General features: G+C 61.3%; 15 protein-coding genes. 7 read left to right on the top strand and 8 right to left on the bottom strand.

The genetic code is table 11. The features are described 5' to 3' along the window. Positions 1–81: 81 nt before the first annotated feature. Positions 82–684 (bottom strand): Yip1 family protein, encoded by a 603-nt coding sequence (locus PSJE_RS10695; RefSeq protein ID WP_007988750.1) that lies wholly within the window; start codon positions 682–684, stop codon positions 82–84. 282 nt (positions 685–966) lie between these two features. Here PSJE_RS10695 and ttcA point away from each other — a divergent pair, with 282 nt between their 5' ends. Next, a complete protein-coding gene (ttcA, locus tag PSJE_RS10690) occupies positions 967–1,791 on the top strand; it encodes a tRNA 2-thiocytidine(32) synthetase TtcA (protein WP_008051493.1) in 825 nt (274 codons plus the stop codon). 122 nt (positions 1,792–1,913) lie between these two features. Further along, on the top strand, positions 1,914–2,588 hold the full coding sequence (locus PSJE_RS10685) for a DNA-3-methyladenine glycosylase I (RefSeq protein WP_090457294.1): 675 nt from the start codon (positions 1,914–1,916) through the stop codon (positions 2,586–2,588). A gap of 100 nt (positions 2,589–2,688) precedes the next feature. Here PSJE_RS10685 and PSJE_RS10680 read toward each other — a convergent pair whose 3' ends face one another. Genes PSJE_RS10680 through arsC form a run of 3 tightly spaced genes read right to left on the bottom strand, consistent with a single transcriptional unit; the run spans position 2,689 to position 4,062 of the window. Further along, complete coding sequence (locus PSJE_RS10680) at positions 2,689–3,114, bottom strand: DUF2069 domain-containing protein (protein WP_090457293.1); 426 nt, start codon at positions 3,112–3,114, stop codon at positions 2,689–2,691. 1 nt (position 3,115) lies between these two features. Next, the gene (gene wrbA / locus PSJE_RS10675; RefSeq protein WP_057713647.1) at positions 3,116–3,712 is read right to left on the bottom strand and encodes an NAD(P)H:quinone oxidoreductase; all 597 of its coding nucleotides are present in this window, start codon (positions 3,710–3,712) and stop codon (positions 3,116–3,118) included. Then, a complete protein-coding gene (arsC, locus tag PSJE_RS10670; protein WP_090457291.1) occupies positions 3,709–4,062 on the bottom strand; it encodes an arsenate reductase (glutaredoxin) in 354 nt (117 codons plus the stop codon). Before arsC ends, wrbA begins: the two co-directional genes overlap by 4 nt. Before the next feature lie 114 nt (positions 4,063–4,176). On the opposite strand from arsC, the gene PSJE_RS10665 reads away from it, so the two are divergent. Beyond that, the gene (locus PSJE_RS10665; protein ID WP_057713649.1) at positions 4,177–4,644 is read left to right on the top strand and encodes a TlpA disulfide reductase family protein; all 468 of its coding nucleotides are present in this window, start codon (positions 4,177–4,179) and stop codon (positions 4,642–4,644) included. An 89-nt stretch (positions 4,645–4,733) separates the two neighbouring features. Here PSJE_RS10665 and PSJE_RS10660 read toward each other — a convergent pair whose 3' ends face one another. The 4 genes from PSJE_RS10660 to PSJE_RS10645 form a co-directional block, all read right to left on the bottom strand. Continuing rightward, positions 4,734–5,138 carry an META domain-containing protein gene (locus tag PSJE_RS10660; RefSeq protein ID WP_057713650.1) on the bottom strand — a complete coding sequence of 135 codons (405 nt, stop codon included), beginning with the start codon at positions 5,136–5,138 and terminating at the stop codon, positions 4,734–4,736. Then, complete coding sequence (locus tag PSJE_RS10655; protein WP_056728017.1) at positions 5,138–5,572, bottom strand: hypothetical protein; 435 nt, start codon at positions 5,570–5,572, stop codon at positions 5,138–5,140. Before PSJE_RS10655 ends, PSJE_RS10660 begins: the two co-directional genes overlap by 1 nt. A gap of 77 nt (positions 5,573–5,649) precedes the next feature. Further along, complete coding sequence (locus tag PSJE_RS10650) at positions 5,650–6,642, bottom strand: 2-hydroxyacid dehydrogenase (protein WP_090457289.1); 993 nt, start codon at positions 6,640–6,642, stop codon at positions 5,650–5,652. A gap of 95 nt (positions 6,643–6,737) precedes the next feature. Further along, the gene (locus PSJE_RS10645) at positions 6,738–9,491 is read right to left on the bottom strand and encodes a response regulator (RefSeq protein ID WP_090457287.1); all 2,754 of its coding nucleotides are present in this window, start codon (positions 9,489–9,491) and stop codon (positions 6,738–6,740) included. 215 nt (positions 9,492–9,706) lie between these two features. Between PSJE_RS10645 and PSJE_RS10640 the strand changes: the two genes are divergently transcribed. From PSJE_RS10640 to rlmD, 4 genes are all read left to right on the top strand, one after another. Beyond that, complete coding sequence (locus PSJE_RS10640) at positions 9,707–10,426, top strand: response regulator transcription factor (protein WP_090457285.1); 720 nt, start codon at positions 9,707–9,709, stop codon at positions 10,424–10,426. Further along, the gene (locus PSJE_RS10635; RefSeq protein WP_090457283.1) at positions 10,416–11,837 is read left to right on the top strand and encodes a sensor histidine kinase; all 1,422 of its coding nucleotides are present in this window, start codon (positions 10,416–10,418) and stop codon (positions 11,835–11,837) included. The genes PSJE_RS10640 and PSJE_RS10635 overlap by 11 nt, the downstream gene beginning before the upstream one ends. A 168-nt stretch (positions 11,838–12,005) precedes the next feature. Further along, the gene (gene cysM / locus PSJE_RS10630) at positions 12,006–12,908 is read left to right on the top strand and encodes a cysteine synthase CysM (RefSeq protein ID WP_090457281.1); all 903 of its coding nucleotides are present in this window, start codon (positions 12,006–12,008) and stop codon (positions 12,906–12,908) included. Next, positions 12,908–14,260: a 23S rRNA (uracil(1939)-C(5))-methyltransferase RlmD gene (gene rlmD, locus PSJE_RS10625; RefSeq protein ID WP_057713656.1), complete on the top strand. Its 1,353-nt coding sequence runs from the start codon at positions 12,908–12,910 to the stop codon at positions 14,258–14,260. The genes cysM and rlmD overlap by 1 nt, the downstream gene beginning before the upstream one ends. Positions 14,261–14,338: the final 78 nt, after the last annotated feature.

Below are 14,338 nucleotides of genomic sequence, written 5' to 3'. Positions count from 1 at the left end.
TGTGCGTTCTCGTTGCTGAAGAATGAAAAGACCGCCTTGCGGCGGCCTTTGTCGGCAGTTCTGATTTTCAGTGATGAACGGCTAACTGGTGTAGACCGGGCCCACGCCGAGTCCCCAGACAATTACTGTGAACGCCATGATGGCGACCAGCACCACCAGGCCTACGGCGAGCACCGAACTTGAAAACAGGAAGCCCTCGTCAGATGGAATGTTCATGAATGTCGGCAAGCCCACATACAGCAAGTACACCGTGTAGCAGATCGCTGCGGTACCGACGATCATCCCCAGCCACAGGTGCGGGTACAAGGCGGCGAGACCGCCGATGAACAGCGGTGTAGCGGTGTAGGTGGCAAACGCAATGCAACGGGCCAGGCTTGGGTTGGCGTCATAGGTGCGGGCCATCCAGTGGATGAAGGCGCCCATTACGGCCACACCACCGAGCATCGCCAGGTACGACATGACCGTCATCCATATTGCGCTTTCTACGGTCAGCATTACGGGAGGTCGATTGCCGATGACCCAGCCGACCTGTGTGGTGCCAATAAAGGCAGACACGGCGGGGATCGCCGCCAGGATCAGCGTATGGGTCAGGTACATGTGGCTGATGCTTTCCTCCTGGTCGCCACGGATTTCTTTCCATTCTTGGTCAGGGTGGGTGAAGAGCCCCACTACGTGATGGATCATGCCAGTCACTCCTCTTGTTTTTACCGTCGCCCCCCAGTGGAGCGCCTACGGGCCAATGCGGCCAAGCAAGTCATAGGTCTGAATTTGTATGTGACCTTATGTCGCAGTATAGGGAGGAGTTTCCTCAGAGGGAGTAAGGGCTTTAGAGCAAATCGCGCTGTAAACGCAGTTGTTAATCGCCGCAGGGTCTGTGGCGAACAGCCCTTTTGGCGAGGCACTTCGCCCCTGAGGCGTTTTTGCGTAAAATGCCGGCCTTTCGTCACACCTCACGGATTTCGCGTCATGGGCACTCTCACGGTCAACCAGAACAAACTGCAAAAGCGCCTTCGCCGACTGGCCGGAGAGGCAGTTGCCGATTTCAACATGATTGAAGACGGCGACAAGGTCATGGTCTGCCTGTCCGGTGGCAAGGACAGCTACACCATGCTCGATGTGCTGATGCACTTGCAGAAGGTCGCGCCGATCAAGTTCGAGATCGTGGCCGTGAACATGGACCAGAAGCAGCCGGGTTTCCCGGAGCACGTGCTGCCGGCCTACCTCAAGGAACTGGGGATCGAGTACCACATCGTCGAGAAAGACACTTACTCGGTGGTCAAGGAGCTGATTCCGGAAGGCAAGACCACCTGCTCGTTGTGCTCGCGCCTGCGTCGCGGCACGCTCTACACCTTCGCCGATGAAATCGGCGCGACCAAGATGGCCCTCGGTCACCATCGCGACGACATCGTCGAAACGTTCTTCCTGAACATGTTCTTCAACGGTTCGCTCAAGGCCATGCCACCAAAACTGCGCGCCGACGATGGTCGTAATGTGGTGATCCGCCCGCTGGCCTACTGCAACGAAAAAGACATCCAGGCCTACTCGGACTTCAAGCAATTCCCGATCATTCCGTGCAACCTCTGCGGTTCCCAGGAGAACTTGCAGCGTCAGGTGGTCAAGGAAATGCTGCTGGACTGGGAACGCAAGACCCCGGGCCGTACCGAGAGCATTTTCCGTAGCCTGCAGAACGTGATCCCGTCCCAACTGGCGGATCGCAACCTGTTCGACTTCACCAGCCTCAAGATCGACGAAAGCGCCGCATCGCGCTTCGTCAACGTGGTCAACCTCTGACCAAACTGTGGGAGCGGGCTTGCTCGCGAAAGCGGTGTGTCTTCAGCATTGATGTTGGCTGACACTACGTCTTCGCGAGCAAGCCCGCTCCCACAGGTTTTTCGTTTACCTCAGGAGAGGGCATGCGCGACTACAAGTGGCTGAATGAGTACTGCTTGAACCGCTTCGGTTCGGCGGCTGAACTGGAAGCCCATCTGCCCGTTCCCAAGACTCCCGCGCAACTGCGCAAGATCAGCGACGATCGCTACCTCTCGATGATGGCGCTACGGGTGTTCCGCGCCGGGCTCAAGCACAGCCTGGTGGATGCCAAGTGGCCGGCCTTCGAAGAGGTGTTCTTCAGGTTCGACCCGGAAAAAGTCGTGCTGATGAGCGCCGAGCACCTTGAGCGCCTGATGCAGGACACGCGGATCATCCGTCACTTGGGCAAGCTCAAGAGCGTGCCGCGCAATGCGCAGTTCATACTGGACGTGGCCCATGAAAAGGGCAGCTTCGGCGCGCTCATCGCCGACTGGCCGGTGACCGATATCGTCGGGCTCTGGACCTTCCTGAAAAAACGTGGACATCAGTTGGGCGGGCTGTTAGCCCCGCGCTTCTTGCGGATGATCGGCAAGGACACCTTTGTACCGAGCTATGACGTGGTGGCGGCGCTGAATGCGCAGGACATCATCGACAAGGTGCCGAGCAGTCTGCGCGACCTGGCGTTGGTGCAGGACGTGTTCAATCAGTGGCATGAGGAAAGCGGCGGGCGGCCGATGAGCCAGATTTCGATGATGCTGGCTTACACAGTCAATCATTGAGACCGAGTCGCCCCAATCGCGGGCAAGCCCGCTCCCACATTGGATCTGTGTCGTTCACAAAATCCCCTGTGGGAGCGAGCCAGCTCGCGATAGCGGTGGGTCAGGCGACGGAGGGTTCGCCCTCGCCAGCCAACTTGCGATTCAACTGATACCGCCACCGCACATACAACAGCGCCGAGCAAAACACCGCCAGACTCGCGCCCATCTCCAGCAAGCCGAAGACTTGCCGGTTCGGGTCATAGGCGGCCAATGCGCCCTTGATGAAGTACAGGTTCACCACAAAGCACATCCACGAATGCCCGCGAGGGCTGCCGACGATCATCCCCGGTGCCAGAATCAGCAGGGGCACCAGTTCGATCAACAGGATCACCCAGGGGCGTGCCCCATGCAGATCGGCAATCGCCAGGTAGTAAACACACAGCAGTCCCACCAGGCCGAAAAAGCACAGCAGGCTGATGGCGCGCATCGCCTTGACGCGTGGTTCGAGCCATTCGAGGGCGGGCAGGATCTTCGGCTTCTTGGCCACCTCAGCTCTCCAGTTTCTGTGCGGTCTTGGCCAGGCGCAGACCCAGCGCGCGGCACAACGCCACTTCATGGGCATCCAGACCGCTTTTGCCGTCGGCGCCGGCGTGGTGGCTGGCGCCGTATGGCGTACCGCCGCCCTGGGTTTCCAGCAGTGCCGACTCGCTGTAGGGCAGGCCGGTGATCAGCATGCCGTGGTGCAGCAACGGCAGCATCATCGACAGCAGCGTGGTCTCCTGGCCGCCGTGCAGGCTCGCGGTGGAGGTGAACACACCCGCCGGTTTTCCCACCAGGGCGCCGGTCAGCCACAGGTTGCTGGTGCCGTCGAGGAAATACTTCAGTGGTGCCGCCATGTTGCCGAAGCGGGTCGGACTGCCGAGTGCCAGGCCGGCACAGTTTTTCAGGTCGTCGAGGCTGGCATACAGCGCGCCTTCGTCGGGAATCTCCGGCGAAACGGCTTCGCACTCACTGGAAATCGCCGGCACCGTGCGCAGGCGGGCCTCAAGCCCGGCCTGTTCGACACCACGGGCGATCTGCCGGGCCATTTCGTTGGTCGAGCCGCTGCGGCTGTAGTACAGAACCAGAATGTACGGTGCACTCATGGCAACAGTTCCAGGATCTGCTCTGGTGGGCGGCCGATGATGGCCTTGTTGCCGACTTCGAGAATCGGTCGTTCCATCAGTTTCGGGTGGGCGGCGATGGCAGAGATCAATTGCGCTTCACTCAGGCTGCTGTCGGCCAGGTCAAGGGTCTTGTACTCGTCCTCGCCGGTGCGCAGCAATTGCCGGGCGCTGATCCCGAGTTTGCCCAGCAGGCTCTGGATTTGCGCGGCGTCCAGCGGAGTGTCCAGGTAACGGACCACGGTCGGGGTCAGGCCACGGGCTTCAAGCAGTTCGAGCGCACCGCGGGATTTCGAGCAGCGCGGATTGTGATAAAGCGTCAGATCGGTCATGAGCGGGTCGCATCTTGCGTAAGGTGGCGGCTATTCTAACTGTGCAGCGCGCAATCCAGAACCGTAAGAGGCGATGGGTCGCAGGTGCATTCAATTTTTGACAAGGAACACGACATGACAAGGCGACTGGCAGCAGCATTGGCGATCATCGGAGCGTTGATGCTGGGGGGCTGCGGTAATGACTATGGCATCGACCAGGACGGCCACAAGATCGCCGCCGACCGACTGGACGGCAAATGGCTGGTCCTCAACTACTGGGCAGAATGGTGCGGGCCTTGCCGTACCGAGATACCGGAGTTGAATGCCTTGGCTGAGCAGCTCAAGGACAAGAAAATCGGTGTGTTCGGGGTCAACTTCGACAATGTCCAGGGGCAAGAGCTGAAGGACGCGAGCGAGAAACTTGGGATCAGGTTCACCGTGCTGGCCCAGGACCCTTCCGAACTGTTCGAGCTGCCGCGCAGCGAAGCATTGCCGGTGACCTACATCATCGATAACAAGGGCAAGGTGCGTGAGCAGTTGATGGGCGAACAGACGGCGGCGGGGGTGATGGCGAAGCTTGAGGCGTTGCAGGCGAAGAATTGATCAGATGATCGTTTTCATTGTGGTCAGGGGCTTTTTGTGGCGAGGGGGCTTGCCCCCTCCCCACAGGTTTCACCGTGCTGAAAGGGCGATCAACCCTCCTCGAGCCACCAACGCAACGGCTTGCCTTCGGCTGGCCAGAAGCGTATCTGCTCGATCGGGGAGACGTCCCAGCGCTGGACGTTTTCCAGGGCCTGAAGGAAGCGTTTTTCCTGTTCCATCAGTGCCGGCGCGCACAATTTGCGGGTGCTGCCGATTTTGCCGAAGGTCAGTTTGTCGCCATCGAGGGTGTACGGCGCGAACCAGTGGTTGCAGCCGCCATTGCCGTAGGCCCGGCCATCTTCGTCGAGGGTGACGGTCAGGTGGCTGTAGTCCATCAACGGCCGCTCGCCGATCCACTCCAGAATGTAGCTGCGGTTCTGTTGCAGTTGCACCGGCTCGGCGGCGCAGCCCAGCAGGCCGGCACCGACCATGGCGGTCAGAGCGAGGCCTTTCATCACGCAGGCTCCTGGCATTTCGGGCAGAGGTGTTTCTCGCCAACGCTGGTCCAGCCCAGCTCGGCAATCCGCGCGGTGGCGGCAGGCTTTTCGGCCTTGTTGCCCAGCTTGGCATCGACGGCAAACTCGAAGCTCAGCTCTTTGGCACAGCTGTCACAGTTCACTTGCCAGGTGTGGATAGCCAGTTCGCCGAACACCGGGCCACTGGCTACCGCGACCCATTGGCCGGGCGGGTTGATCAGGTGGCGAACCGTTTCGACGGTCAGGCGCATGGACAAGTCCTTGGCACCCTTGAGGGTCACAACCAGCACGTCATTGTTGCGAATCGAACCACCGTTGCCGGTGACTTGATAGCGCCCCGGCACCAGGGCGCGGCATTCAGTGAGGGTGTGTTGCGGGTTCATCAGGCTGTAGCGGAAATCGTGTTCGACCATGGGTCCTCCAAATATGCGCGATATGCTAGCACGGGCTTGTACGCCGCATCGCGCAGGTAGATGACCTTCGATCCGTTTCAGTCTCCCGTCACCAGGTTTTCCGGGGTGCCCGCCGTCCAGGCTGCAATGTTGTGTAATGTGGTGGCGGCAATCGCGTCCAGTGCTTCGCGGGTCAGGAACGCCTGGTGCGCGGTGACGATCACGTTGGGGAAGGTCAGCAGCCGTGCCAGCACATCGTCTTGCAGCGGCAGGTCGGAGCGGTCCTCGAAGAACAACTGCGCTTCCTCCTCATACACATCCAGCCCCAGGTAACCCAGGCGACCGTCTTTCAGGGCATCGATCAGTGCCGGGGTGTCCACCAGACCGCCACGCCCGGTATTGATCAACATCGCGCCCGGTTGCATGTGCGCCAGGGACTCGCGGTTGATCAAGTGCTTGCTCTGCTCGTTGAGCGGGCAGTGCAGGCTGATGATCTGCGATTCGGCCAGCAATTGCGGCAGGCTCAGGTAGCGAGCGCCGAGGGCTTCGACCTGCGGGTCGGGGTAGGGGTCATAGGCCAGCAACCGGCAGCCAAATCCGCTCATGATTTTGGCGAAGGTGGCACCAATCTGACCGGTGCCGACCACGCCGACGGTCTTGCCCACCAGATCGAAACCGGTCAGCCCCTGCAGTCTGAAATCCCCTTCGCGAGTGCGGTTGTAAGCGCGGGGCAAGCGGCGGTTGAGTGCGAGGATCAGCGCTACTGCATGTTCGGCAACGGCGTGGGGCGAATAGGCCGGGACACGCACGATGGCCAGTCCCAGGCGTTTTGCTGTCGGCAAGTCGACATGGTTGTAACCGGCCGAGCGCAGGGCGATCAGGCGTGTGCCTCCAGCGGCCAGGCGCTCGAGTACCGCAGCGCCAAGATCATCATTGATGAACGCGCAGACCGCTTCATACCCTTGGGCGAGCGCTACCGTGTCGAGGCTCAGGCGCGCAATCTGAAATTGCAGCTCGATGCCGGCCGGTTGCCCGGCCGTGAGAAAGCTGTCGCGGTCGTAGTTCTGGCTGCTGAAAAGAATCGTACGCATGCGGTGCTCCTTGAAGGTGGCCTGCGCCGTTGAGCAAGCCGGCATTCGACAGTCCTCAGGTTAACTCGCCGGCAGCCCTTCGCGATTGCGCTGCATCAAGCATTGATGCGCGCCTGGGCTGCCAGGCGATTGATTGCCCGGTCGAGCTCATCCAGTGCCAGGCTGGCTTTCGGGTCCTGTTGCTTGAGCAGGGTTTCGCTGCGTTGGCAGGCCGCACGCAATTGCGGTACGCCGCAGTAACGCGTCGCGCCATGCAGGCGATGGACCCGTTCGACCAGGGCGTTGTGTTCATTGCTTTGCCGAGCCAGTCGGATGGCTTCGCGGTCAGCCTCCAGTGACGCCAGCAGCATCGCCAGCATGTCCGCGGCCAGATCGGCCTTGCCGGCAGCCAGGCGCAATCCTTCCTCGTGGTCGAGCACCAACAGGTCATGGGCGCCAGCATGCCCATCGCCGGAGCGCTCCGGGCTGTGATTGCGCAGCGCCAGACCGCTCCACTTCAGCACCACTTGCGCCAACTGCCGTTCGCTGATCGGTTTGGTCAGGTAGTCGTCCATGCCGCTTTGCAGCAGCGCGCGTTTTTCGTTGGCCATGGCGTGGGCAGTGAGGGCCACGATCGGCAGCGGCGTGCAATGGCGTTCGCTTTCCCACTGGCGGATCGCCTCGGTGCTCTGGCGACCGTCCATGCCGGGCATCTGCACGTCCATCAACACCAGATCGAATGTCTCGTTCTGCACCGCCTTGACGGCGGCATAACCGCTTTCCACCGCGAGTACCTTGGCGCCCATGTCTTCGAGCAGGGTTTGCACCAGCATCAGGTTGGCCGGATTGTCGTCGACGCAAAGCACCTTCGGGGCGCGGCTGGATACCGGTTCGCCCGGCTCGCTGCGCATAGACCGCGGGTTGACCAGGTCAGACAGGGAGCGTCGCAGCTTGCGGGTGCAGGCCGGTTTAGCCTGGAGCTGGCTGTGGGGGTTGGGCACGGAAAGATGGAACAGCGTCTGTTCCGTGGTCGGGCACAGCACCAGCACTTTGCAGCCAAGATGCTCGAGGTCCCAGATGTGCTGGTTGAGGCGTTCCGGCGGCATGTCGTTACTGGTGATGCCGAGCACGGCGAGGTCGATCGCCTGATCGGTCTGGTGGGCGGCGGTGACGCCATTGGTCAGGCTTTCCAGGGTATTGAACGGTGTGGTGCTGAGGCCGCAGTCTTCCAGTTGATGCTGCAACGCCTGCCGTGCCAGCTCGTGGTTTTCCAGTACCGCCACCCGTCGCCCGAGCAAGGGTGCCGAGGGCAGGTCTTCGGCATCGTCGCGGGTTTTTGGCAGGCTCAGGCTGATCCAGAATTCCGACCCTTCCCCCGGCGTGCTGTCGACGCCGATTTCACCGCCCATCTGTTCGATCAGGCGCTTGGAAATCACCAGGCCCAGGCCAGTACCGCCGGGTTGCCGCGACAGCGAGTTGTCGGCCTGGCTGAAGGCCTGGAACAGGGCGCGTACGTCCTGGTTCGACAGACCGATGCCGGTGTCCTGAATGCTGATGCGCAACTGCACGGTGTCTTCGTGTTCTTCTTCGAGCATGGCGCGGGCGACGATGGTGCCTTCGCGGGTGAACTTGATCGCGTTGCTCACCAGGTTCGTCAGGATCTGCTTGAGCCGCAGTGGGTCGCCCACCAGCGACAGCGGCGTGTCCCGGTACACCAGGCTCACCAGTTCCAGCTGCTTGGCGTGGGCAGCCGGGGCGAGGATGGTCAGGGTGTCCTGTAGCAGGTCGCGCAGGTTGAACGGAATATGGTCGAGCACCAGCTTGCCGGCCTCGATTTTCGAAAAGTCGAGAATCTCGTTGATGATGCCCAGCAGGCTGTCGGCGGATTTTTCGATGGTGTCCAGGTAGTCGAGCTGGCGCGGGGTGAGCTCGCTTTTTTGCAGCAGGTGGGTGAAACCGAGAATGCCGTTGAGCGGCGTGCGGATTTCATGGCTCATGTTGGCCAGGAATTCGGACTTGATCCGGCTCGCTTCCAGGGCTTCCTTGCGCGCCAGGTCCAGTTCGATGTTCTGGATCTCGATGGTTTCCAGATTCTGGCGCACGTCTTCGGTGGCCTGGTCGATGCTGTGCTGCAATTCTTCCTGCGCATTTTGCAGGGTGCCGGCCATGCGGTTGATGCCGGAGGCCAACTCGTCCAGTTCCTGACTGCCGAGTGGCGGCAGGCGGGTTTCCAGATGACCGTCCTTGAGTTGAGCCACGGCTTGCTTGATCTGGCTCAATGGCCGATTGATCGTGCGACCCATGCGCAAGGCCAGCAGTGCCGCACCTATGAGCCCCGCCGCGATCAACATCAGGCTGGCGAACAGGCTGCGGTAACCGCGCAACAGCATGCTGTTATGGGACAGTTCAAGCTCGACCCAGCCCAGCAGGCGGTCGGCTTCTTCGGGAATCACGTCCCCGGCCAGGTTGCGGTGCTTGCCGAATACCGGCAGCAGATAGCGGGTCGCATCGTTGCCACTGCGGCGCAGCATCTGCGTGCCACTGCCGGAGGGTGTCTGGTTGAGCATGGTCGGGCCGGCGTGGGCCAGCAGCGTGCGGTCAGGAGCCAGGAAGGTCACGGCCCGCACGTCGGTTTGTTCCAGGGCCTGGGTGGCGATGCGTTCGAGCAGTTCGTTGTCCTGATGGCCCATGGCTGGCGCCGTCAGTGGAGCCAACTGCTCGGCGATCATTTCGCCGCGCTGCATGAGTTGGGTTTGCAGGTCAGCCTGTTGCATCCAGGTAAAATATCCCCCCAGCACCAACGCCATCAGGCTGGTTGGCAACAGGGTCAGCAACAGCACGCGGCCTTTGATTCCCAGTTTCTTGAGCACGCATCTCTCCTGCATCCCGCTATTTATAGGCCTGCACATGCATCCGCCATGCACCACTTGCGCAGTGTAGCGATTTGCTCGCGGGCAATCTTCGTAAAAATGGTGCCGTCATTCGTCGGATCGGACGACTCATTGGCAATTGGGACAAACGGTGGGTTGCCCCTGGCGAGGCAATCTTGAATAATCGCTCAACTGAGAATTATTTGCAGATAGTCATGACTCCCATCACTGCCGGCCTTCCCCGAATCCTGTCCATCGAAGACGACCTTGTGCTCGGAGCCTACGTTCATGAACATCTGGACCGCAGCGGCTTCCAGGTGACCTGGTGCCAGAACGGTCAGGAAGGCCTGGACATTGCCCGCCGGCAACCATTCGACGTGGTGTTGATGGATATTCTGCTGCCGGGCATGGACGGCCTGGCGGTACTGACCCAATTGCGCCAGAGCCATTCCACCCCGGTGTTGCTGATGTCGGCCCTCGGTGCCGAGGCCGATCGCATCAGCGGCTTTCGCCTGGGGGCTGATGATTACCTGCCAAAACCCTTCAGCATGGTGGAGTTGCGGGTGCGCATCGAAGCCATTCTGCGGCGGGTGGCACTCGACCGCCGACCGGCACCCGCAGTGCCGGCCCCGTCGATGGACAGCCTGCGTTTCGACGATGAAAGCTTCGAGGTCTTTTATGGCGAACAGGCCGGTGGCCTGACCCGCAGCGAGTATCGGTTGCTGGAGACGCTGCACCGAAGCGCCGACGAAGTACTGAGCAAAGCCTTCCTTTATCAGCAGGTGCTGCAGCGCGGTTACGCGGCCCATGACCGCAGCCTGGACATGCACATCAGCCAGATCCGCCGCAAGCTCAAGGCCATTGGATATACCGAGCGCGAAGTGCGTACGGTTTGGGGCAAGGGCTACATCCTGAGCGCCGCCGATGACATGTAACTTGCCGGGCAGGCATTCGCTGTTCTGGAAACTGGCCTGTCTATTGGTCGCTTTCTGTCTGCTGATGATCTGGCTGAGTTGGTCCTGGGGCCGTTACATGGAGCAGCGTAACCAGTTCCTCTCCGATGAGGCCCGCGGCACCCTGTCCGGTTATGCCGCCGAAGCCGAGCAGGCATGGCAGCAACGTCAGAGCGCCGGTATCGATGACTGGCTGCAAGGCATGCATCAGCGGGAAAAAGGTTGGGTCGGTGTCATCGGCGGTGATTTGCAGTCCTTGAGCAACCAATCGCTGACGGACAAGGAAGTCGAACGCCTGACTTTTTTGCGCGGCCTCGATTGGCCCATCCACAAGAAAGGCCGGCCGTGGATGCGCATACCCTTTCCCGGTGACCCCTCCGTCGGCAGCCTGGTGATCGAGTTGCCCAAGCGCTTCGTACCCGGGCGTTACCGGGTGTTCTGGCGGGTGATCACCAACGGCGTGATTCCGGGATTGTTCACCTTGCTGTTGTGCGTCGGGCTGTATCGTTTGTTGGTGGTGCCGCTCAACAGTCTGCGTGAACAGGCCAATGCCTGGCGTGCCGACCAACTGAATGTGCGCCTGTCGAGCCGCACCACCAATCGTTCCGATGAATTGGGCGAGTTGGGCAGGGCGTTCGATCACATGTCCGAGCGCCTGCAAAGCACTGTGGCCTTGCAGCAGCAACTGCTGCGCGACTTGTCCCACGAATTGCGCACGCCCTTGAGCCGCCTGCGGGTGGCCAGTGAAAGCGAGCAGGGGCTGGAGCCATTGCGCGAACGCATCGGCCGTGAAGTCGATGGCATGCAGCGCCTGGTGGAAGACACGCTGCAACTGGCGTGGCTCGATACCGAGCGCACCCGATTGCCTGACGAAGCGATCCAGATCCAGGCCCTGTGGGAAATGCTCACGGAGAACGCCTGCTATGAAAGTGGTTGGCCCGATACGCAGTTGCAATGCACCGTAGATTCATCCTGTTGGGTTCGCGGTCATCTCAACACCCTGGCCCAGGCATTGGAAAACATTCTGCGCAATGCGATACGGCATTCACCTGATGGTGGGGTTGTCCTGCTCGGCGGCCAGCGTGATGGAGATTTCTGGCATCTATGGCTGGAGGATCAGGGCGGCGGCGTGGCGGAAGCTGATCTGGAGCGGATCTTCCTGCCGTTCACCCGACTCGACGGTTCGCGGCCGGGGGATGGTGGGTTTGGCCTGGGCTTGAGCATCGCCCGAAACGCGGTGCAGCGTCAGGGCGGACAGTTGTGGGCACAGAACACCGGAACCGGGTTGCGCCTGAACATGCGGTTGTTGGCGGATGTTGATAGCGCCAGTGCCGACGCCATCGCGGGCAAGCCCGCTCCGACACTGACCGTGCTTGAACCGCGAAACCTGTGATCACCCCGGCACCCTGTGGGAGCGAGCTTGCTCGCGATGAGGCTCACCTGTTCACCGCAACATATCTGCTTATTCCCATAAGCCATAAGCACCACACTTTGCGTGATATGGCCTGGGAACGTTTGCCGGTATGATAGTCGCCCCCGCAGTCTGGATTGCGAATACGCCATGACCTTGCAGTACCCAACCATCGCCGATTGCGTCGGCAACACTCCGCTGGTCCGTTTGCAGCGCCTGCCCGGCGCCACCAGCAATACCCTTTTGCTCAAGCTCGAAGGGAACAACCCGGCGGGTTCGGTCAAGGACCGTCCGGCGCTGTCGATGATCACCCGCGCCGAGTTGCGCGGGCAGATCCACGCCGGCGATACGCTGATCGAGGCGACCTCGGGCAACACCGGGATCGCCCTGGCCATGGCCGCTGCAATCAAGGGTTACAAGATGATCCTGATCATGCCCGACAACTCCAGCGCCGAGCGCAAGGCAGCCATGACAGCTTATGGCGCCGAGCTGATTCTGGTCAGCCAGGAGCAGGGCATGGAAGGCGCCCGTGACCTCGCGCAAAAGATGGAAGCCGAAGGTCGCGGCAAGGTCCTGGACCAGTTCGCCAATGGTGACAACCCCGAGGCGCACTACACCACCACCGGCCCGGAAATCTGGCGCCAGACCCAGGGCACCATCACCCATTTCGTCAGCTCCATGGGCACCACCGGTACCATCATGGGGGTGTCGCGCTACTTGAAAGAGCAGAACGACAACGTGCAGATCATCGGTTTGCAACCGATGGAAGGCTCGGCGATCCCGGGGATCCGCCGCTGGCCCCAGGAATACCTGCCGAAGATCTACCAGGCTGACCGCGTGGACCGGATCGTCGACATGGCGCAAAGCGAAGCCGAAGACGTGACCCGTCGTCTGGCCCGCGAAGAAGGCATTTTCTGTGGCGTGTCCTCGGGCGGTGCCGTGGCGGCAATGCTGCGCCTGTCCAAAGAAGTTGAAAAGGCGGTGATCGTCGCGATCATCTGCGACCGTGGCGACCGTTACTTGTCGACCGGCATTTTCGACGCGCCCAACTGATGGCCAAACATGAAAGAGGCCTGCGCTTCCAGCCCACCGGCGGCAGCAAGGCCCCGCAAGTCCCGACCGGCAAAAAGCAGCGCCTGACCATCGAGCGCCTGGCCAATGACGGTCGCGGTATCGCGTTTTTCGAAGGTCGCACCTGGTTCGTCATCGGCGCATTGGCCGGTGAAGAGATCGAGGCACGCGTCCTCGGTGCCCACGGCAAAGTGGTCGAGGCGCGCACCGAACGGGTGTTCAAGGCCAGCGAACTACGCCGCCCTGCACCGTGCGCCCATGCCGGTCGCTGTGGCGGTTGCAGCGTGCAGCATCTGCCCCACAACGAACAGCTTGCCCTGAAACAGCGCATGCTCGCCGAGCAGTTGTCGAGAGTCGCGGGCGTCGAACCCGATGAGTGGGCAGCGCCATTGAGCGGTGCGGAGTTCGCTTACCGCCGTCGCGCCCGCGTTGCGGTGCGCTGGGACATGAAGGCAAAAAAACTCGAAGTCGGTTTCCGTGCCGCTGGCAGCCAGGACATCGTGGGCATCGATGACTGCCCGGTGCTGGTACAGCCCTTGCAACCGATCATGGCCCGCTTGCCGGAGATGCTGCGGCGCTTGAGCAAACCCCAGGCACTCGGGCATGTGGAGTTGTTCAGCGGCTCGACGCTGGCGGTTTTACTGCGGCACATGGCGCCGTTGTCCGATGCCGACCTGACGATCCTCAAGGAATTCTGCGCGTTCCATGAAGCCCAGTTGTGGCTGCATGGCGATGGCGAACCGCAACCGGTCGAGGCCGATCAGTCGTTGGGCTATCGTCTTGAACAGTGGGACCTGGAGCTGGCGTATCGTCCCGGGGATTTCATTCAGGTCAACGCCGCCGTCAACGAAGCGATGGTCGCCCAGGCACTGGACTGGCTGAAGCCGACAGCGGATGAGCGCGTACTCGACCTGTTCTGTGGCCTGGGCAACTTTGCCTTGCCGCTGGCCAAGGCCGCTCGTGAAGTGGTGGCGGTCGAAGGCGTGCAGGTGATGGTCGATCGGGCCGCGGCGAATGCGGCCAGCAATAATCTGCATAACGCGAAGTTTTTTCAGGCCGATTTATCCCAGCCTTTGACGGACGCCGAATGGGCCGCCGAAGGCTTTTGTGCGGTACTCTTGGACCCACCGCGTGACGGTGCTTTCGAGGTTGTGCGCAAGCTCAGGAGCCTGGGCGCCGAACGTTTGGTGTATGTGTCGTGCAACCCTGCAACTCTGGCGCGCGACACGGTCGAATTGATCAAGCAGGGCTACCGGTTAAAACGTGCCGGGATTCTCGATATGTTTCCTCAAACGGCACATGTCGAGGCCATGGCGTTATTTGAAGCGAGCTAGGATGCTCGTCTGGTCCGACTGGCCCGCCCGTGCAGCCGCGCACCCAGCCCGACGTGGGCGCACCGGCAACGAAGGTCA

This window comes from Pseudomonas jessenii (genome assembly GCF_002236115.1).
Lineage (GTDB): Bacteria > Pseudomonadota > Gammaproteobacteria > Pseudomonadales > Pseudomonadaceae > Aquipseudomonas > Aquipseudomonas jessenii.
The sequence above is the reverse complement of the archived record's forward strand: the minus strand, read 5'-3'. Positions and strand labels throughout refer to the sequence as shown.

Excerpts from the sequence above, each read along its gene's own strand:
- PSJE_RS10695 (WP_007988750.1), bottom strand. The coding sequence starts at position 684 with ATGATCCATCACGTAGTGGGGCTCTTCACCCACCCTGACCAAGAATGG.
- ttcA (WP_008051493.1), top strand. The coding sequence starts at position 967 with ATGGGCACTCTCACGGTCAACCAGAACAAACTGCAAAAGCGCCTTCGC.
- PSJE_RS10685 (WP_090457294.1), top strand. The coding sequence starts at position 1,914 with ATGCGCGACTACAAGTGGCTGAATGAGTACTGCTTGAACCGCTTCGGT.
- wrbA (WP_057713647.1), bottom strand. The coding sequence starts at position 3,712 with ATGAGTGCACCGTACATTCTGGTTCTGTACTACAGCCGCAGCGGCTCG.
- arsC (WP_090457291.1), bottom strand. The coding sequence starts at position 4,062 with ATGACCGATCTGACGCTTTATCACAATCCGCGCTGCTCGAAATCCCGC.
- PSJE_RS10665 (WP_057713649.1), top strand. The coding sequence starts at position 4,177 with ATGACAAGGCGACTGGCAGCAGCATTGGCGATCATCGGAGCGTTGATG.
- PSJE_RS10660 (WP_057713650.1), bottom strand. The coding sequence starts at position 5,138 with ATGAAAGGCCTCGCTCTGACCGCCATGGTCGGTGCCGGCCTGCTGGGC.
- PSJE_RS10655 (WP_056728017.1), bottom strand. The coding sequence starts at position 5,572 with ATGGTCGAACACGATTTCCGCTACAGCCTGATGAACCCGCAACACACC.
- PSJE_RS10650 (WP_090457289.1), bottom strand. The coding sequence starts at position 6,642 with ATGCGTACGATTCTTTTCAGCAGCCAGAACTACGACCGCGACAGCTTT.
- PSJE_RS10640 (WP_090457285.1), top strand. The coding sequence starts at position 9,707 with ATGACTCCCATCACTGCCGGCCTTCCCCGAATCCTGTCCATCGAAGAC.
- PSJE_RS10635 (WP_090457283.1), top strand. The coding sequence starts at position 10,416 with ATGACATGTAACTTGCCGGGCAGGCATTCGCTGTTCTGGAAACTGGCC.
- cysM (WP_090457281.1), top strand. The coding sequence starts at position 12,006 with ATGACCTTGCAGTACCCAACCATCGCCGATTGCGTCGGCAACACTCCG.
- rlmD (WP_057713656.1), top strand. The coding sequence starts at position 12,908 with ATGGCCAAACATGAAAGAGGCCTGCGCTTCCAGCCCACCGGCGGCAGC.